Raw genomic sequence first — 17,825 nt, forward strand, 5'->3', positions numbered from 1 at the left:
GCAGGAGAGCACCATGAAAAGAACAAGAACAGGCGCGGGGGCAATGCATCCCCACGCCCTGGCACTGGCCGTGGCATTGGCAAGCGTGTCTTCGGTTCAGGCCGCCAGTTTCAACATCGGGGAGATCGAGGGTCGTCTGGACTCCTCGCTATCGGTTGGCGCCAGCTGGTCCATGGCCGATGCCGACGACAAGTTCATCGGCAAGGCCAACGGCGGAAGCGCCTCCACCCGCACCAGCGACGACGGCCGCCTGAACTTCAAGAAGGGCGAGACCTTCTCGAAAATCTTCAAGGGTGTGCACGACCTGCAGCTGAGCTACGGCGAGACCGGCATATTCCTGCGCGGCAAGTACTGGTACGACTTCGAGCTCAAAGACGAACATCGCCTGCTCTACGACATCGATGACAGTGGCCGCGACAGCGCTGCCCAGTCCTCCGGCTTCGAGCTGCTGGACGCCTTCGTCTACCACAACTACCTGATCGGCGACCTGCCAGGCAGCGTGCGCGCCGGCAAGCAGGTGGTGAGCTGGGGCGAGAGCACCTTCATCCAGAACAGCATCAACGCCATCAACCCGGCCGACGCCGCGTCCCTGCGCCGTCCAGGCTCGGAGATCAAGGAAGGCCTGATCCCGGTGAACATGCTCTATGTCACCCAGGGCTTGACCGACAACCTCTCCGCCGAGGCCTTCTACCAGATCGAGTGGGAGAAGACCGTCCTCGACAACTGCGGCACCTTCTTCGGTGGCGACCCGTCGCCCAAGGGCTGCAACTACGGCATGACCACCTACGGCAGCGACTACGACCGCGATCCGTCGGTATACGGCTGGGTGCCACGCGGCAAGGACCACGAGGCCCGCGACAGCGGCCAGTTCGGCGTGGCCCTGCGCTGGCTGGTGCCGGAGCTGAACGACACCGAGTTCGGCTTCTACGCCATGAACTACCACAGCCGTACTCCGGAAAGCGTGTGGACCGGCGGCTCCGCCGACTTCAGCGCCGTCACCGGTGCGCCCGGCCCGGCCAGCGCCAGCTACTACCTGGACTACCCGGAAGACATCCGCCTGTACGGCATCAGCTTCGCCACCACCCTGCCCAACGGCACCGCGCTGTCCGGCGAGGTCAGCCACCGTCCGAACATGCCACTGGCACTCAACAGCACCGACGTCTCCACCTCGGCCAGCGTCGGCGGCCTGGTCAACCTGCTCGGCATCGAAGGTCTGGCGATCTACGACAACGACTGGGCCAGCGCCGGTTACGGTAACCCGGTTCAGGGTTACAAGCGCATGCCCTTCAGCCAGGCCCAGGTCAGCGCCGTGCACACCTTCGACAACGTGCTCGGTGGCGACCGCCTGACCGTCATCGGCGAAGTCGCCTATAGCCACATTAGCGACCTCGGCGCCAGCGACGGCAGCGACCTGCGCTTCGGCCGCAGCAGCGTCTACGGCATGGGCCAACTGCCGGACTACGCCTCGGCACTCGGCCTGACCGGCAACCAGCTGTGCACCGCCCTGCTCAACACCGCCAACCCCGACCAGTGCACCGACAAGGGCTTCTACACCCAGAACTCCTGGGGCTACCGCCTGCGTACCCAGCTCGACTTCAGCAACGCCATCGCCGGGGTCAACCTCAAGCCGAACCTGGCCTTCGCCCACGACGTCGAGGGCTACGGCCCGACCTTCACCGAAGGCAACAAGTCGGTGAGCATCGGCCTGGATGCCGACTACATGTCCACCTACAACGCCAGCCTGAGTTACACCAACTACTTCGGCGGCGACTTCAACACCAACACCGACCGCGACTTCCTCGCCTTCAGCGTCGGCATGAGCTTCTGAGGTTTATGCACATGAAGTTTTCCCAGATCCATCTGCAACTGGTGCGCGCAGGCGCACTCGGCCTCGGCCTGCTCGCCGCAGGCCAGGCCCTGGCCGCAGTACCGGCCGAGCAGGTCGCCCGCCTCGGCAAGGACCTGACCCCGGTCGGCGCGGAAACCGCCGGCAATGCCGACGGCAGCATCCCGGCCTGGACCGGCGGCCTGGCCAAGGACGCCGGCAGCCGTGACGCCGACGGATTCCTCAGCGACCCCTTCGCCGCCGACCAGCCGCTGTTCACCATCACCGCGCAGACTGCCGAGCAGTACAAGGACAAGCTGACTCCCGGCCAGCTCGCCCTGTTCAAACGCTACCCGGAGAGCTACCGCATCCCGGTCTACCCGACCCGTCGCTCGGTGACCATGCCAAAGCAGTACCTGGACACCAGCCGCATGAACGCCGCTGACACCCAGCTCGCCGAAGGCGGCAACGGCCTGCAGAACTACCGCAGCGGCGGCCTGCCGTTCGCCGTGCCGCAAAACGGCCTGGAAGTGGTGTGGAACCACATCGGTCGCTACCGCGGCCTGTCGTTCCAGCGCATGGTGGTGCAGGCCTCGCCGCAGACCAACGGTGCCTTCACCCCGAGTCTGATCAAGCAGCAACTGGCCTACCCGGTCGGTCTGTCCGACCACGCGCCGGCGGAGATGGCCAACCTGCTGTACATGTACCGCGAGGAGTTCCTCGCTCCGGCGCGCCTGGCCGGTGGCGTGCTGCTGGTCCACGAGACCATCAACCAGGTCAAGGAACCGCGTATGGCCTGGCAGTACAACGCCGGTCAGCGTCGTGTGCGTCGCGCTCCGCAGATCGCCTACGACAGCCCCGGTGCCGAAGGCATGCGCACCATGGATGACTTCGACATGTTCAACGGCTCGCCGGATCGCTTCGACTGGCAGCTGGTGGGCAAGAAGGAGATCTACATCCCCTACAACAGCTACAAGCTGAGCTCGCCCAAGCTGAAGTACACCGACATCATCAAGCCGGGCCACCTCAACCCCGAGCACACCCGCTACGAACTGCACCGCGTGTGGCACCTGACCGCCACCCTGAAGCCGGGCCAACGCCACATCTACTCGCGTCGTGACCTGTTCATCGACGAGGACAGCTGGCAAACCGCCGAGGCCGACGCCTACGACGGTCGCGGCCAGCTGTGGCGCGTCTCCGAGGGCCATGCCACGTTCTTCTATGACCAGCAGACCCCGCAGTTCAGTGCCGAGACCCACTACGACGTGCTCTCCGGTCGCTACGCCGTCGGCGCGCTGTTCAACGAGCAGAAGAACGCCTACGACTTCGGCGTGCAATACAGCCGCAAACAGTTCACCCCTAACGCGCTGCGCGCCTCGGGCATTCGCTGAATCTCCACGCAACACTCCACCTTGGCGGCCTTCGGGCCGCCGTTTTTTATCTGTGGTTACATCGCCGCGGCACGCGCCTGGCGCTTTTGTTTTACAGTCGCCTTCCGTTCAACGATCACCGGCGTTGCCCATGAAGTTGCACCAGCTCCGCGCCATGCTCGCCATCAGCGAAAGTGGCAGCATTCAGGAGGCCTCGCGCCTGCTGCACATCTCCCAGCCGGCCCTGTCCAAGGGCATCAAGGAGCTGGAAGCCGAACTCGGCGTGCCCCTGCTGGTGCGCTCCAACCGCGGCATCACGGTGACCGAATTCGGGGAACGCCTGGTGCGTCGCGCGCGCCTGATCCTCGAGGAAGTACGCCGCGCCCGCGAGGAGATCGACACGCTCAAGGGTGTGATGGACGGCAGGCTGTCGATCGGCGTCTCGCCGGTCACCCCAGGCGCGCAGTTCATCAGCAGCCTCAACCGCTACCGCAAGCGCTACCCCAAGGTGCAGGTGCAGATCCACGAGCTGCGCCCGTCCAAGCTGATGGAGGGCCTGCGCGAAGGCCAGCTGGATCTGGTGCTGACTTCGCTGCCGGAGTCACGCAGCGCCGATGGCTTCCACTGGACCGAGCTGTACGAGCAACCCGCCGTGCTGGCCGTGCGCAAGGGCCACCCGCTGCGCGGCGCGCGCTCGCTGCGCGAACTGCTCGGCGAGGAGTGGCTGCTGCAGGACTCCCTGGAGCAGTCCAAGGTCGGCATGATGTTCGTCGACAACCACATCGAATACCCGCAGAACGTCACCGAGTGCGCCTCGGTGGTGCTGTTCTCCGAGCTGGCGATCAATTCCGATGCCGTCAGCTACTGGTCGCGCCGCCTGCTCGAGCACCTGCAGCGCCTCGGTCAGGAGCTCGACGTGCTCGACCTGATCGAACAGGTGCCGCCGATGAATATATCCCTGGTCTGCCGCGACCAGGAGCTGATGACCCGCGAAGCCAAGGCCCTGGCCGACGAACTGGTGTACGCCTACAAGAGCCCGCACGCGCCCAAGCTGGGCGAGTGAGTCAGGCTCAGCTGTAGCGCGGCTCGCAGCGTACCTCGCTCTTCACCGAACTGGCGATGAAGCATTCCTCGTGTGCCTCGTGGTGCAACGCATCGAGTTGTTCGCGGCTGGGCGCCGCGCCGGCGAAGCTCACCTCAGGACGCAGGATCACGCGCGTCATGGCCAGGCGGCCCTCGGCGTTCTTTCCCATCTTGCCCTCGGCCAGGTCGTGGTAGCCGTCCACGCGCCAGCCGTCGCGCGCCGCCAGCGAGAGGAACCAGAGCATGTGGCAGCTGGACAGCGAGGCGACGAAGGCCTCCTCCGGGTCCACCGCGTCTTCGCGCGAGCCGGGCAGCGGCACCACATGCGGCGAGGACGAAGCCGGCACTTCCACGCCACCGTCGAAGCGCCACAGATGGCCGCGGCTGTAGCGGTTGTCGAGGAAGTCCTGCTCGCCACGGGACCAGAGGATTTCTGCGGTGTAGAGCGCCATCACGCACCTCGTGCATCAACTCGGACCGGGAGCATAACCAAAGCCGATATACATGCGCAGAGGTGATTATCCAGCCCCAGCGTCCTGCGGCATGCTGCGCCCCATCCTATGCAGCGCTACAAGGACAACAAGATGCAGCTGATCCCGCAGATCCTCGCCTGGCAGGATGAATTCGCGTCGATTCGCCGCGACATCCACCAGCACCCCGAGCTGGCCTTCGAAGAGCAGCGCACCAGCCTGCTGGTCGCCAGCCTGCTGCGCCAGTGGGGCTACGCGGTGCACGAAGGCATCGGTGGTACCGGCGTGGTCGGCGTGCTAAAGAGCGGCAGTGGCAGCAAGGCCATCGGCATCCGTGCCGACATGGACGCCCTGCCGATCCATGAGGAAAGCGGCGTGCCGCACTGCAGCCGCCACGCCGGCAAGATGCACGCCTGCGGCCACGACGGCCACACCGCCATCCTGCTCTGTGCGGCGCGCTACCTGGCCGAGACCCGCGCCTTCGACGGCACCCTCAACCTGATCTTCCAGCCCGCCGAGGAAGGCCTGCGTGGCGCCAAGCGGATGATCGAGGACGGCCTGTTCGAGCGCTTCCCCTGCGACGCGGTGTACGCCCTGCACAACATGCCCGGTCTGCCGGTCGGCATGTTCGTCACCCAACCGGGCGCGATGAGCGCATCCTCCGATGTGGTGACCATCAAGCTGCTCGGCGTCGGCGGCCATGGCGCCATGCCGCACAAGGCCAAGGACCCGGTGATCGCCGCTGCCGAACTGGTGCTGGCACTGCAGAGCATCGTCGCGCGCAACGTGCCGGCCGGTGAAGTAGGCGTGGTCACCGTCGGCGCCGTGCATGCCGGCGAGGCGGCCAACGTGATTCCGGATGTGGCCACGCTCAAGCTCAGCGTGCGCTCGACCAACCCGGAGATCCGCAAGCTGCTGCGCAAGCGCATCACCGAGATCGCCAAGGGTGTGGCGATGACCCACGACCTGGAGCTGGACCTGGACTACGACGAGCGCATCGGCGTGCTGATGAACACCCCGGCCGAGACCGCCTTGCTGCAACAGGTGGCGCGCCAGGTCAGCGGCGACAAGGGCGTGCTGACCAGCGTACCGAGCGGCTATCTGGGCAGCGAGGACTTCGCCTCGATGCTCGAGGTGCGCCCCGGCTGCTACATCGTCACCGGCAACGGCAACAGCGGGCCCAGCGGTTGCATGGTCCACAACCCCGGATACGACTTCAACGACCTGGCCATCCCCTTCGGCGCGAGCCTGTGGGTACGCCTGGTGGAAACCTACCTGAGCGAGACCTGATTCATGCAGTCCCTCCCTAATAACAAGCGGCCCCTGGTGGTCCTGATGCTGCTGGCCGTGATGGTCATCAGCGTGCTGGACAAGACCATCTTCGCCTTCGCCGGTCCGCAGATCATCGACGAGCTCAAGCTCACCCCCGAGCAGTTCGGCTTCATCGGCAGCGCCTTCTTCTTCCTCTACTCGGTGTCCGGCGTGCTGGTCGGTTTCCTCGCCAACCGCGTGGCCAGCCGTTGGATTCTCTCCGGCATGTCGGTGGTGTGGATGGGCGCGCAGATCCTCACCGCCATCTCCACCAGCTTCTACGCCCTGGTCGCCAGCCGCATGCTGCTCGGCGCCGGTTGCGGCCCGGGCACCGCGGTGACCCAGCACGCCGCCTTCAAGTGGTACGCCCCGCGTGACCGCGTGCTGCCGGGCGCCTGGATTCATATCGCGATCATGGTCGGCGCCATTCTCGGCGCGCTGTCGCTGCCTCTGCTGATCCAGCACCTGGGCTGGCGTGTCGGCTACCTGATCCTTGCCGGCATCGGCCTGCTGTGGCTGGTGGTCTGGCTGTTCGTCGGCCGCGAGGGTCAGCATGACGATGCGCCTGGCGAGATCGGCGGCGGCACCGCCAGCTATCGTCACCTGCTGCTCAATCGCACCTTCATCTTCATCACCCTGCTCGGCTTCTGCAGCTACCTGCCCAACGCGCTGATCTACAGCTGGGTACCGACCTACCTGCAGAAAGGCCTGGGCATGAGCCCGATGCAGTCCGGCTACGTGGTGATGGCCGCCACCCTCGGCGTGATCGCGCTCAACCTGCTGGTCTCCAGCCTGTCCCAGCGCGCCCTCAAGCGCGGCGCCAGCGTGCGCCTGGCCATGGTCTTCCCGCCAGCCATCGCCTGCGTGGTCGGCGGCATCGCCATGGCCCTGATGGGCTTCGTCGAGCAGGGCGTGGCCATGACCATCACCCTGTACCTGATCGGCGGCATCGTGGTGAACCTGGTGACCACCTTCTCCAACACCACCGTCGCCTACATCGCCCCGGCCAAGCAGCGCGGCAGCATGCTGGCCCTGCACATCGGCCTGATGACCAGCGCCGGCATGCTCGCCCCGCACGTGGTCGGCCAGGCCATCGGCTGGGAAGGCGGCGACCTGGTCAAGGGCTTCGAGCTGGCCGTAGGCCTGTTCGGCATCGCCCTGATCGCCGGCGGCGCGCTGGCCCTGCGCCTGGTCGACCCCGATCGCGATCTGCGCAGCATCGGCGAACTCACTCGCCAACCCACTTCCGCATCCAACAACGAGCCGGCCGCGAGCCAGGCCTGAGTCAGGAAATCTGCCCCATGCACAAACGAGTCCCCTCGCCCCAGCAACGTCCCGAACGCATCACCCTGCCGGACAGCTGGCGCGACGCCGACGTGGAAGACGGCTTCTGCGTGGTCGCCGTCGGCGACATCATCATCACCCATGCGATTGCCGACAAACTGGCGCGCAAGTCGCCCGAGCTGCTCGACATCCTCAAGCGCGGCGATGTGGTGGTCGGCAACTACGAATGCACTGCGATCGACTTCAACCGCTACGACGGCTACCCCGAGGCGCTGTCCGGTTTCTCCTGGCTGCTCAGCGATGCCGACGCCCCGGCGGACCTGGCCAGCATCGGCTTCAACATGATGTCGCGGGCCAACAACCACGCGCTGGACTGGGGCGCGGCCGGCCTGAAGATGACCGACGAGCTGCTGGATGACGCCGGCATTGCCCACGCCGGTACCGGCGGCAGCCTGGCCGCCGCGCGCGCGCCGGCCTTCGTCAACACCGACAAGGCCCGCGTCTCGCTGATCTCCTACGCCACCACCTTCGAGGCCAACGCGCCGGCCGCCGACGGTCTGGGCATGGTACCGCCGCGCCCGGGCCTGAGCCCGCTGCGCACCACGCCGCACCGTCTGGTCAGCCCGCAGGACTTCGCCGTGCTCAAGCGCCTCAACGAACAGGAGGCCTTCCAGGACCACTACCTGCTGCGCACCCTGCACGGCGAGCACAGCGTGCACCTGGGCATGGCCCTGCACTACCGCGTCGACCCGAATGCCGCGCCGGGCACCGTGCGCATCCACTACGAGTGCGACAAGCTCGACCAGGCCGCCATCGTGCGTGACCTGCGCCAGGCCAAGCAGAGCAGCGACTTCACCATCGTCGCCCAGCACACCCACGAGCCGGACAACCAGTGCATCGAGGTGCCCAACTACCTGCCGACCCTGGCCCGCAGCCTGGTCGACAACGGCGCCGACATGCTCTGCGGCCACGGCCCGCACCAGATCCGCGGCATCGACATCTACAAGGGCAAGCCGCTGCTGTATTCGCTGGGCAACTTCTGCTTCATGGACAACAGCATGAAGCTGATGCCGGCGGACAAGTGGGAGAGCCGCGAGTGGCTGGCCGCCGAAGCCTTCATCGGGCCCAAGGGCATCACCAACCCGCGCCTGACCACCGCCGCCGAGTTCCTCGAGTGGAAGCGCGTGGTCGGCATCTTCAGCGAGCCGGTGTGGTTCGAGAGCGTGGTCGCCGAGTGCCACTTCAAGGCCGACGGCACCCTGCGCGAAATGCTCCTGCACCCGATTGAGCTGGGCTTCAACGGCCGCGATGCCGAACGCGGCATCCCGCGCCTGGCCTTCGACACCGCGGAGAACGATGCCCAGGCGCAGAGCATCATCGAGCGCCTGCGCGACCTGTCTGCCGAGTTCGGCACCGTCATCGAGATCGAGACCGTGCAGGTCGGCGAACGCCAGAGCAGCATCGGCCGCATCGTGATCGACTGATGCCTGACCAGGGCTAGCGCCCCACAAGGTCGCCAGCCCGGGGCTACGCCCCAACCCAACGACTGATCCGTCGCCCGGCACAGGCCACAAGCCTGCGCCGCAGGCCCGGCCATGCCCGCGAAACCCCGCGGGCCGCTTTCACCACAAGGAATTCCACACATGGATCTCTCCAGCTTCTCGCAGAGCTACGCCGAAGCCCGGCAGAAATTTCTCGCTGCCAGTGCCGCCGCCGGCCTGAGCGTCGAATCCCATGTCCACCCGCTGCGCGGCCGAGATGGCGAGGAGCTGGCGATGGACGTCGCCCGCCTCGGCGCCCCTGACGCCGCCAACCTGCTGATCCTCAGCAGTGCCTGCCACGGCGCCGAGGGCTTCTGCGGCTCCGGCATCCAGGTCGACCTGCTGCGCGACAAGGCCTGGATCGAGCGCTGCAAACGCGATGACCTGGCCGTGCTGTTCATCCATGCACTCAACCCGCACGGCTTCTCCTGGCTGCGCCGGGTGACCGAGGACAACGTCGACCTCAACCGCAACTTCATCGACTTCGACCAGCCGTTGCCGGACAACCCCGACTACCGCGCCATCGCCCACCTGCTGCTGCCCAAGCGCCAGCCGCCGACCCTGCTCAGCCTCCTCGGCCTGATCGGCTACTCCCTGCGCCACGGCCGTATGGCCCTGCAGGGCGCCATCTCGCGCGGCCAACACAACGACCCCAAAGGCATGTTCTTCGCCGGCACCGCGCCGACCTGGAGCAACCTCACTCTGAAGCAGGTGCTGCGCCAGCACGCCCGGCAGTGCCGCCGCCTCGGCTGGATCGACATTCACACCGGCCTCGGCCCGCGCGGCATCGGCGAGCGCATCTACAAGGGCAAGCAGACGCCGGAAGACATCGCCCGCTGCCGCCGCTGGTGGGGCGAGCAGGTGACCAACAGCGCCGAGGGCAACTCGGTGTCAGCCAAGCTCAACGGCACCATCGACAACGTGGTCCTGGAGATCTGCCCGCAAGCCGAATACAACGGTCTGACCCTGGAGTACGGCACCCTGCCGGGCCTGCAGGTACTCAACGGCATGCGCGGCGACCACTGGCTGTACCGCAATCCGCAAGCCCCGGCGGCCCAGCAGCAGCGCATCAAGCAGCGCCTGCGCGACGCCTTCTATGTCGATGCCGACGACTGGAAACAGCAGATCATCGAGCAGGCTCGCGAAGTAATGGACCAGACCCTGGCCGGTCTCGCCTCGCCGCTGCCGGCCACTTAGCAGCGGCTCATCGGCCCGCGTACAGGCTCGTCGCGAAACAGGCTGCGCTCGCTGAGCGGCGCACCGGCGGCCAGCAGTGCGGCGCGCTGCTCGGCGATCGGTGTGCGCGCGGCCACCATCTCGAAGGCGGCCAGGCGCACGAAGGCCGGCTCGGCCAGCACAGTGTCGATCCAGGCGGCCAGGCGCGGCCAGCGCTGGGCGTCGCCCCGGTAGCGAGCGAACTGGGCGTTGCGGAAGAAGCAGGCGACGGAGATGTCGGCGATGGACAGTTCGCCAAACGGCAGCCCCTGCTCCGGTAACTGGCCCTCCAGGTAGCTGCAGATCTCCGGCAGATCCTCGTCGTAGGTCCGGCGCAGCACTTCCTGGTCCGGCTCGCGGCCCCACACCGAGCGGCCGATCACCAGTTGGTTGAACAATTGCCAGATGATCACCTGGCCCAGGCGGCTGTCGGCGTATTCCTCCAGCCAGCGCGCCTGGGCGCGCCGGGCGATGTCCTGTGGATAGAGGCGCGGTTCGGGATAGCGCTCCTCCAGGTACTGGCAGATCACCGAGGAGTCGTTGAGTGCCAAATCGCCGTCAACCAGCACCGGCACCTGGCGCAACGGGCTGAGGCGGCCGAAGTCCTCGTCACCGAAGAACGGCACGATGGGGGCGACCCGGTAGGGCACGCCCTTCAGCTCCAGCAGCACCAGCACCTTGCGCACGTAGGGCGACAGATAGGAGCCGACAATCAGCAGCGGTTGCGTCATCTCTAGGTCCTCATTGCAGGCTCAGGCCATGTTTGCGATACAGCGCCTGAACCCGGCCCTCGCGGTACATCTGCCGCAATTCATCCTGCAGGCGCTGCAGCTCGATGGGGTCGATGCGCGGATGACAGGCGATGTCCTCCATCAAGGTCAGAAACGGCAGCACCTCACGCGGCCTAGGCTTGGCCGAGAGAGAGTCGACCACCGCCGAACTGGTGGCCCACAACCGCGCGCGGCTGCGCTGCAGCATGCTCAGGTTGAGCGATTCCTTGTTCGAGTAGATCACCTCGACACCGATACTCTGCAGGTATTCACCGGCTCCCGATCCCTGGTGGCTGAGTACCCGCAGGCCACGTACCTGCTCCAGGCTGCTCAGCTGCACATCGTCATCAGCCTTGGCGTACAGGCTAAGCCGCGACACCAGCAGTGGCCCGACCCAGGCGAACAATGGCTCGCGCTCCTGCTGACGCTCTACCAACAAGACGCAGCTGTTCGGTTGTTGCTGGACCAGGTGCAGGGCACGCTGCAAGGGCAGGAAGCTCAGGTGATAGGCAATACCGGCGCGCCGGAACAGCTCATCGGCCAGCTCTGGCACCAGCCCGGCGGCTCCGCCATCCGAGCGCTGTTGTACCAGCGGTGCCCGCTCCCAGGCGTACAGTTGCAGCTCCGCAGCCGCCAGGGGCCAAGCGAGCAGGCTCAGCAACAGCAGACTAATCCCACGCACGCAGGGCCTCCTCGTAGGGCAGGGTGCGCCCAGGCGGGCGTTCGTCTTCCAGTCTCGGCCAGGGCGCTCCTGGGCGCGCTAGCCACTCAGCCGCATCACGCGGAGCGTTGAGCCGGGGAGCACAGGGATGTTGCTGACGCTGGGCAACGATCTGCAGGTGCTGATCGAAGCGTCGAGCGAGATTACCCAAGGCCTGGGCCGCGCTGAGCTCGCCGGACACCGCGGGATGCAGCTGGCGCCACCACAGACTGGCCATGCCGCTGTAGTCCGGCACATTGGCGCCGGTGGGCGTCCAGCGGCGCGCCGCCGGGCTGCGGTAGAACTCAACCAATCCACCGAGACGTGGTGCCTCGGTCTGCAGCGCGGGCGACTCCATATCGGAACGGCGGATGGGAGTCAGGCCCACCAGGGTCTTGCGCAGCGAGACGCTCTTGGCGGTGACGAACTGGGCATACAGCCAGGCCGCCTGGCGCTGACGCAGCGGTGTGGCCTTGAGCAGCGTCCAGGCACCGACGTCCTGATACCCGAACTTCATCCCTTCCCGCCAGTACGCACCGCGGGGAGAGGGGGCGACCCGCCACTTCGGCCGCCCCGTAGCATCCACCACTGCGCTGCCCGGCCTGGTGTAGTCGGCGGTAAAGGCGGTGTACCAGAATATCTGCTGGGCCACGTGCCCCTGGGCAGCGACACTACCGGCCTGGTTGAAGCTCATCCGCTGCGCCTCCGGCGGCGCATAGTGTTGCAGCCAATCGACATAGCGCTGAATCGCGTAGACCGCCGCCGGGCTGTCCAGCGCACCACCCCGAACCACACTCGCACCAGCCGGGCGACAACCCTCGACGCGTACGCCCCAGTCGTCCACCGGCAGACCATTGGGCAGGCCTGGGTCGCCCACCCCGGCCATGCCCAGCCAGGCATCGGACAGGCGCCAGCCGATGGAGGGATCGAAGCCGCCGTAGTCCATATGGCCGTACACGCGCTGGCCATCGATCTCGCCGACCTGCTCGGTGAAGAAAGCGGCGATGTCCTCGTAGGCCGACCAGTTCTGCGGCACGTCCAGCTCATAGCCGTAGCGCTGGCGAAAGGCCTTGCGCAGCTCCGGGCGCTCGAACCAGTCGCGCCGGTACCAGTAGAGGTTGGCGAACTGCTGGTCGGGTAGCTGGTACAGCCCCCCATCGGGAGCGGTGGCGAAGGGCAAGCCCAGGAAATCGTCAAGATCGAGGGTTGGCAGAGTGACTCCAGCACCTTCGCCCTTCATGAATTCGGAAAGCACCAGCACCTGTCCGTCACGGAAGTGCTGGCCGAGCAGGTCGCTGTCGCTGACATAGGCGTGGTACAGCGGCAGGCCGGTTTCCTGCTGGGTACGCAGCTTGTTGACCACGTCGTCCTCGCCGCTGATCTCGTGGATCACGCGGATGCCGGTGAGCCGAGTGAACAGCGGTGCCAGCACGTTGGCTTCGTACCAGTGGGTGGGAATGCGCTCTGCGATCACCCGCACCTGTACATCCCGGAACGGCTTGCCCGCCTCGACGAACCAGGCCAGCTCGGCGCGCTGTTGCGCGGCAGAGAGAGAGCTGGGCTGCAGTTCGGCCATGGCCTCCTGCAACGGGTCGGCAGCATGCGTGGCCGCGCTCAGCACCAGGCCGAGCAAAATCGCAGCGCGCATCGAAGACTCCTTATTGTTATGTGTCGAGTCTAGGCGACTGTCCGGCTTCCCCGCCAGAGCACAACGGCGTCAGAAAATAGGCATTTCCGACGATATGCAGCTATAGAAGTAAAAAGGACAGCCGACATACCCATAACACACAAGCATTACATTTGGTCACGGGATGACCGACAAATGGCTTTCAGCCACTAATCGGCTTTCTGTACACTTCTGCGCCCCCGATTTGGGTACCTGCCATGTTGAAGAATCTGTCGCTGACTCTGAAGTTGTCGCTGCTGCCTGCCGTCGCCCTGTTCGGCCTGCTGCTGTTCGTGGGCTACACCTCGGTGCAGCTGTCGGCCAACGACGACCGCCTGGATACACTCGAGACCCACAGCTTCCCAACCCTGGAGAAGGCCGACGCGGTGAACTTCCAGTTCTCCCGCCTGCCCGGCCTGCTCAACAGCGCGGTCGCAGCCGGTGAGCTGGAGACCCTGGGCGAGGCTCGCAAGGTGCTCGACGAGATCGCCAACCTGCAGCAGGCCCTGCAGCCGCTGACCCGCGCCAACGGCGACCGCGCCGGCGAGCTGGACGCCTGGCGCCAGGCCATCGGCCGTTACGCCGACAACGCCCTCGCAGCGTCGGAGCAGCTGATCAAGGGCAGCGCCAGCTTCGATGACCTGCGCCCGAACCTGGATCGCATGGCCACCGACCTGGCTGCCGCGCAAAAGCTTGGCGAAACCTTCCGCGCCCACGCCTATGAGGACTTCCAGAGCACCCTGGGCCAGGCCCGTACCGACAACGCCGAAACCACCCGCGCCGGATTCATCCTCAGCGCCCTGCTGGTCGGTCTGGTCGGCCTCGGCGCCTGGGTGATCATCCGCGGCATCATGGCCAACGTGCATGGCGTGATCGAATCACTGCAAGCCATCGCCCAGGGCGATGGCGACCTGACCCGCCGCGTCAATGTCGACTCGCGCGACGAGATCGGCGAAATGATCCAGCTGTTCAACCGCTTCCTCGACAAGCTGCAGGGCACCATTCGTCAGACCATCGACGCCGCCAGCCCACTGGGGCAGATGTCCAAGGACCTCTACCGCCTGACCCAGGACGCCACGCAGAACGCCCGCTCGCAGCAGGGTCACACCGACTCGATCGGCCGTGATATCCAGACCATGACCAGCAGCATCCAGGAAGTGGCGCAACGCTCCCAGCAGGCCTCCGAAGGTGCCGGCGCCGCCTCGCGCCAGGCCGGCACTGCGCGCGCCAGCATCGGCAGCCTGTCCAGCAGCATCAGCGACCTGGGCAGCAGCGTGATGGGCGCCGTGCAGGCAATGGAGCAGTTGGAGGAAGAAACCCAGCAGGTCGGCTCGGTACTCACCGTGATCCGCAGCATCGCCGAACAAACCAACCTGCTCGCGCTCAACGCCGCCATCGAGGCCGCCCGAGCCGGCGAACAGGGTCGCGGCTTCGCCGTGGTCGCCGACGAGGTGCGCAACCTGGCGCAGAAGACTGCCGCCTCCACCGCCGAGATCCAGCAGATCATCCAGCGTCTGCAGAACAGCGCCAACGGCGTGCTCAACGTCATGACCGCCAATGGCGAGAAGGCGCAGAACAGCATCGAGCGCTCGGTGGAAGCCACCCGCATGCTCGAGTCCATCGCCGTGGCGGTGGGCCAGATCGACCAACTGAATGCCGGTATCGCTCAGCTCACGCAGGAGCAGATCGGCCTGTCCAGTTCGATTCAACAAGAGACCCAAGTGTTGCAGCAGGACGCCCAAGCAACCGCACATGGGGCCGACGCCACCGCGCGCCTCGGCGAGCAGTTGGTCAGCACAGGGGACCACCTGCGCGCGGCAACGGCCCAATTCCGCGTTTAACCTTTCAACGGAGCATCACTGCATGACTACTGCCCGCGTTCTCGGTCTGGCCATCTGCCTGGCCAGCACCTCGGCATTCGCGCTGGAACAAGGCGAAGCCCTCATCAACGGTTTCGGCACCGTCGGCGTCACCCACCTGGGCGGCGAAGACGATGGTCGCGGCTACGGCATTTCCGGCCAGACCAACGATTCCTGGCGCGGCGACCAACTGAGCAAGTTCGGCGCCCAGCTCACCTACGGTGTCACCGATACCGTAGGTCTGACCCTGCAGACCACCGCCAAGGCGTACGGCGACGAGTGGAAGGCCAACCTGGAATGGGCCTACCTGTCGTGGCAGAGCACCGACAACCTGATGGTTCGCTTCGGCCGCCTGCGCACCCCGGTGTACATGTATTCCGAGAGCATCGACGTGGGCTTCGCCTACCCCTGGCTGCGCCTGCCGGACGAGGTCTATAGCCAGGTCCAGCTGTCCAACTACGAAGGCGCGGACTTGGTCTACAACCTGCCACTGTCCTTCGCCACCGCCTCCTTCCAGCTGGCCGGCGGCCAGGCACGCAACCGCGACTACTACCTGTACGACGACGAGTTCGATATCGACTACTCCAAGGTCTTCGGTGCCAGCGTCAGCCTGGCTACCAATGACTTCGGCACCATCCGCCTCGGTTACGCAGAAGCCGACATCGAGACCGAGATCTCCGGCAGCTTCACCGACATCTTCGGCAACCCGGGCTCGGCCACCCTGCTGGCACTGGACAAGGACAAAGGCAAGTTCACCTCCATCGGCTATCAGTACGACAACGGTACCTGGCTGACCGCCAACGAGTGGACCCGCCGTGTAATCGAGAACGACGGTAGCGCCAGCACCGACTCGTTCTACCTGATGGGCGGCCACCGTTTCGGCGACTTCCTCGCGCACGTCACCTATGCCCAGCTGGACGAAGACGAAGGCCGCCAGAACTCCTGGACCCTCGGCCTGAACTACAACGTGCTGCCGACCGTGGTTCTGAAAGGCGAGTACAAGCGCGTCAACACCACTGGCGGCTATGACGGCGTGTTCGTCCGTGGCGCCCAGGAGCTCTACGACAACACCGTGCATGACCGCACCGGCGGCCTGGCCGGCGTACCGGCTCGTAACTACGACGGCGATATCATCAGCGCCGGCGTCGACTTCGTATTCTGAGGAGCATGCACATGAAGCAGTCCATCCGCATTCTCCTTGCCGCTGCCAGCCTAGGCGTCGCCGCCCTGGCCCAGACCGGCATGGCCCAGGCCGAAGTCGCCGTGATCGTCAACGCTGGAGCCTCCGCCGCACCGTCGCAGGCCGACGTGGCCAACATCTTCCTGGGCAAGAACAAGTCGCTGAAAGGCGTCGACCAGAAAGACTGGAACCCGACCAAGGAGAAGTTCTACACCGCGGTCACCAACAAGAACGAAGCCCAGCTGAAGTCTTACTGGTCCGGCCTGGTGTTCACCGGCAAGGGCCAGCCACTGCCGAGCGTGGCCGGTGATGCCGACGTGGTGGCCAAGGTCGCCGCCGAGGCCGACGCCATCGGCTACGTGGACAAGGCCGCCGTGACCGACCAGGTCAAGGTGCTGTTCACCCTGCCCTGATGTCGGGGTAGCGCAATGAAAAAGGCCGGCGGGGTAACCCACCGGCCTTTTTCATGCCTGCTGCATTTCCTCCACCAGCACCGCCACCAGCTCCGCCGCAGGCAGTTCGCGGGCCAGTGGTGCGCCCTGCCCAGCCCATTGGGCGGCAAAGTCCTGGTTGCCCTGGGCACTGGCCGCCGCGTGCAAAGCCTTGGCCGCGTCGTAGCAGATTGGGTAATCCGGCAGGGCAGCGCCCAGGTCGCCGAATAGGCGATTGGGCAAGCCGCGGGCCGGGCGGCCGGAGATGTTCGCGGTGATCTCGGTGCGGTAGGCCTTCTCGCCCTTCAGCGCCGCACGATAAGCAGCATTGGCGGCGGACTCCGGGCAGAGCACGAAGGCCGTGCCCAGCTGCGCACCGGCTGCCCCCAAGGCGAGCGCGGCCTTGATACCGGCACCATCCATGATGCCGCCGGCCGCGATGATCGGCAGGCGCGACCGTTGTGCCAGCAGCCGGACCAACGCCAGCGTGCCGAGGCCGACATCACCCTGCTCAGGCACGAACACGCCGCGATGACCGCCGGCCTCGATGCCCTGCGCGACCAGTGCATCCACACCGGAGACTTCGGCCAGCCGCGCCTCTTCGAGAGTGGTCACGCAGGCCAGCAGGCGGACACCGGCGGCCTTCAGGCTTTCGATCCATGCCTGCGGCGGCAGGCCGAAGTGGAAGCTGACCACCGCCGGACGCTGTTCCAGCAACAGCTCCAGCATGGCAGGGTCGGCCAGGAAGCTCTGGTATATCTCGCGCAACTGCATCGGCGGTTCGGCGCCGAACTCGGCGAACAGCGGCCGCAGACGCTCCAGCCAAGCCTGCTCACGCGCAGTGTCGGCGGTCGCCGGCACATGGCAGAACAGATTGAGGTTGAACGGCTTGTCGGTCAGCGCCCTGGTCTGGACGATCAGCTCACGGGCCTGCGCCGGGGTGCTGGCACCCAGTCCCAGCGAGCCCAGGCCGCCGGCCTCGGACACCGCCGCCGCCAGTTTCGGCGTGGAGACGCCGACCATCGGGGCCTGGATGATGGGGTGCTGGATACCAAGCAGCGCGCACAACGACGACATGGGAAACCTCCGCGGGATTGACCAATCAATCTCAAATAAAGAT

The 17,825-nt window shown here is 66.1% G+C and carries 15 protein-coding genes; 10 read left to right on the plus strand and 5 right to left on the minus strand.

Features of this window, described 5'->3' with window-relative positions:
• Positions 1-43: 43 nt before the first annotated feature.
• From IB234_RS00810 to IB234_RS00820, 3 genes are all read left to right on the plus strand, one after another.
• The gene (locus tag IB234_RS00810) at positions 44-1,828 is read left to right on the plus strand and encodes a DUF1302 domain-containing protein (RefSeq protein WP_225580192.1); all 1,785 of its coding nucleotides are present in this window, start codon (positions 44-46) and stop codon (positions 1,826-1,828) included.
• 5 nt (positions 1,829-1,833) lie between these two features.
• Positions 1,834-3,216, plus strand: coding sequence for a DUF1329 domain-containing protein (locus tag IB234_RS00815; protein ID WP_225580194.1), 1,383 nt, complete (start codon positions 1,834-1,836; stop codon positions 3,214-3,216).
• 130 nt (positions 3,217-3,346) lie between these two features.
• A complete protein-coding gene (locus tag IB234_RS00820) occupies positions 3,347-4,258 on the plus strand; it encodes a LysR family transcriptional regulator (RefSeq protein ID WP_192312444.1) in 912 nt (303 codons plus the stop codon).
• Between the two features lie 7 nt (positions 4,259-4,265).
• On the opposite strand, the gene IB234_RS00825 is transcribed toward IB234_RS00820, so the two are convergent.
• Complete coding sequence (locus tag IB234_RS00825) at positions 4,266-4,730, minus strand: OsmC family protein (RefSeq protein ID WP_192312446.1); 465 nt, start codon at positions 4,728-4,730, stop codon at positions 4,266-4,268.
• Between the two features lie 132 nt (positions 4,731-4,862).
• On the opposite strand from IB234_RS00825, the gene IB234_RS00830 reads away from it, so the two are divergent.
• From IB234_RS00830 to IB234_RS00845, 4 genes are all read left to right on the plus strand, one after another.
• Positions 4,863-6,038, plus strand: coding sequence for a M20 aminoacylase family protein (locus IB234_RS00830; protein WP_192312448.1), 1,176 nt, complete (start codon positions 4,863-4,865; stop codon positions 6,036-6,038).
• Positions 6,039-6,041: 3 nt separating this feature from the next.
• Positions 6,042-7,343 carry an MFS transporter gene (locus IB234_RS00835; RefSeq protein WP_192312450.1) on the plus strand — a complete coding sequence of 434 codons (1,302 nt, stop codon included), beginning with the start codon at positions 6,042-6,044 and terminating at the stop codon, positions 7,341-7,343.
• Positions 7,344-7,360: 17 nt separating this feature from the next.
• Positions 7,361-8,827 carry a CapA family protein gene (locus IB234_RS00840; RefSeq protein WP_192312452.1) on the plus strand — a complete coding sequence of 489 codons (1,467 nt, stop codon included), beginning with the start codon at positions 7,361-7,363 and terminating at the stop codon, positions 8,825-8,827.
• Between the two features lie 159 nt (positions 8,828-8,986).
• A complete protein-coding gene (locus IB234_RS00845) occupies positions 8,987-10,081 on the plus strand; it encodes a M14 family metallopeptidase (protein ID WP_192312454.1) in 1,095 nt (364 codons plus the stop codon).
• Here IB234_RS00845 and IB234_RS00850 read toward each other — a convergent pair.
• The 3 genes from IB234_RS00850 to IB234_RS00860 are packed head-to-tail and all read right to left on the minus strand — an operon-like array spanning position 10,078 to position 13,217.
• Positions 10,078-10,830 (minus strand): glutathione S-transferase family protein, encoded by a 753-nt coding sequence (locus tag IB234_RS00850; protein ID WP_192312456.1) that lies wholly within the window; start codon positions 10,828-10,830, stop codon positions 10,078-10,080. The genes IB234_RS00845 and IB234_RS00850 overlap by 4 nt on opposite strands.
• Before the next feature lie 10 nt (positions 10,831-10,840).
• The gene (locus IB234_RS00855) at positions 10,841-11,551 is read right to left on the minus strand and encodes a substrate-binding periplasmic protein (RefSeq protein ID WP_192312458.1); all 711 of its coding nucleotides are present in this window, start codon (positions 11,549-11,551) and stop codon (positions 10,841-10,843) included.
• Positions 11,538-13,217 (minus strand): ABC transporter substrate-binding protein, encoded by a 1,680-nt coding sequence (locus IB234_RS00860; protein ID WP_192312460.1) that lies wholly within the window; start codon positions 13,215-13,217, stop codon positions 11,538-11,540. Before IB234_RS00860 ends, IB234_RS00855 begins: the two co-directional genes overlap by 14 nt.
• A gap of 236 nt (positions 13,218-13,453) precedes the next feature.
• Between IB234_RS00860 and IB234_RS00865 the strand changes: the two genes are divergently transcribed.
• Genes IB234_RS00865 through IB234_RS00875 form a run of 3 tightly spaced genes read left to right on the plus strand, consistent with a single transcriptional unit; the run spans position 13,454 to position 16,687 of the window.
• The gene (locus tag IB234_RS00865; protein WP_192312462.1) at positions 13,454-15,076 is read left to right on the plus strand and encodes a methyl-accepting chemotaxis protein; all 1,623 of its coding nucleotides are present in this window, start codon (positions 13,454-13,456) and stop codon (positions 15,074-15,076) included.
• Positions 15,077-15,098: 22 nt separating this feature from the next.
• Complete coding sequence (locus IB234_RS00870) at positions 15,099-16,256, plus strand: hypothetical protein (RefSeq protein WP_192312464.1); 1,158 nt, start codon at positions 15,099-15,101, stop codon at positions 16,254-16,256.
• An 11-nt stretch (positions 16,257-16,267) separates the two neighbouring features.
• Positions 16,268-16,687 (plus strand): phosphate ABC transporter substrate-binding protein, encoded by a 420-nt coding sequence (locus IB234_RS00875; RefSeq protein WP_192312466.1) that lies wholly within the window; start codon positions 16,268-16,270, stop codon positions 16,685-16,687.
• A gap of 51 nt (positions 16,688-16,738) precedes the next feature.
• Here the strand turns inward: IB234_RS00875 and IB234_RS00880 are convergent, their stop codons facing one another.
• Positions 16,739-17,782 (minus strand): NAD(P)H-dependent flavin oxidoreductase, encoded by a 1,044-nt coding sequence (locus IB234_RS00880; RefSeq protein WP_192312476.1) that lies wholly within the window; start codon positions 17,780-17,782, stop codon positions 16,739-16,741.
• Between the last annotated feature and the right edge of the window lie 43 nt (positions 17,783-17,825).

The sequence above is a fragment of the Pseudomonas sp. PDM16 genome, from assembly GCF_014851865.1.
GTDB lineage: Bacteria > Pseudomonadota > Gammaproteobacteria > Pseudomonadales > Pseudomonadaceae > Aquipseudomonas.

Excerpts from the sequence above, each read along its gene's own strand:
- IB234_RS00835 (WP_192312450.1), top strand. The coding sequence starts at position 6,042 with ATGCAGTCCCTCCCTAATAACAAGCGGCCCCTGGTGGTCCTGATGCTG.
- IB234_RS00865 (WP_192312462.1), top strand. The coding sequence starts at position 13,454 with ATGTTGAAGAATCTGTCGCTGACTCTGAAGTTGTCGCTGCTGCCTGCC.
- IB234_RS00880 (WP_192312476.1), bottom strand. The coding sequence starts at position 17,782 with ATGTCGTCGTTGTGCGCGCTGCTTGGTATCCAGCACCCCATCATCCAG.
- IB234_RS00820 (WP_192312444.1), top strand. The coding sequence starts at position 3,347 with ATGAAGTTGCACCAGCTCCGCGCCATGCTCGCCATCAGCGAAAGTGGC.
- IB234_RS00850 (WP_192312456.1), bottom strand. The coding sequence starts at position 10,830 with ATGACGCAACCGCTGCTGATTGTCGGCTCCTATCTGTCGCCCTACGTG.
- IB234_RS00870 (WP_192312464.1), top strand. The coding sequence starts at position 15,099 with ATGACTACTGCCCGCGTTCTCGGTCTGGCCATCTGCCTGGCCAGCACC.
- IB234_RS00860 (WP_192312460.1), bottom strand. The coding sequence starts at position 13,217 with ATGCGCGCTGCGATTTTGCTCGGCCTGGTGCTGAGCGCGGCCACGCAT.
- IB234_RS00810 (WP_225580192.1), top strand. The coding sequence starts at position 44 with ATGCATCCCCACGCCCTGGCACTGGCCGTGGCATTGGCAAGCGTGTCT.
- IB234_RS00825 (WP_192312446.1), bottom strand. The coding sequence starts at position 4,730 with ATGGCGCTCTACACCGCAGAAATCCTCTGGTCCCGTGGCGAGCAGGAC.
- IB234_RS00830 (WP_192312448.1), top strand. The coding sequence starts at position 4,863 with ATGCAGCTGATCCCGCAGATCCTCGCCTGGCAGGATGAATTCGCGTCG.
- IB234_RS00875 (WP_192312466.1), top strand. The coding sequence starts at position 16,268 with ATGAAGCAGTCCATCCGCATTCTCCTTGCCGCTGCCAGCCTAGGCGTC.
- IB234_RS00815 (WP_225580194.1), top strand. The coding sequence starts at position 1,834 with ATGCACATGAAGTTTTCCCAGATCCATCTGCAACTGGTGCGCGCAGGC.
- IB234_RS00845 (WP_192312454.1), top strand. The coding sequence starts at position 8,987 with ATGGATCTCTCCAGCTTCTCGCAGAGCTACGCCGAAGCCCGGCAGAAA.
- IB234_RS00840 (WP_192312452.1), top strand. The coding sequence starts at position 7,361 with ATGCACAAACGAGTCCCCTCGCCCCAGCAACGTCCCGAACGCATCACC.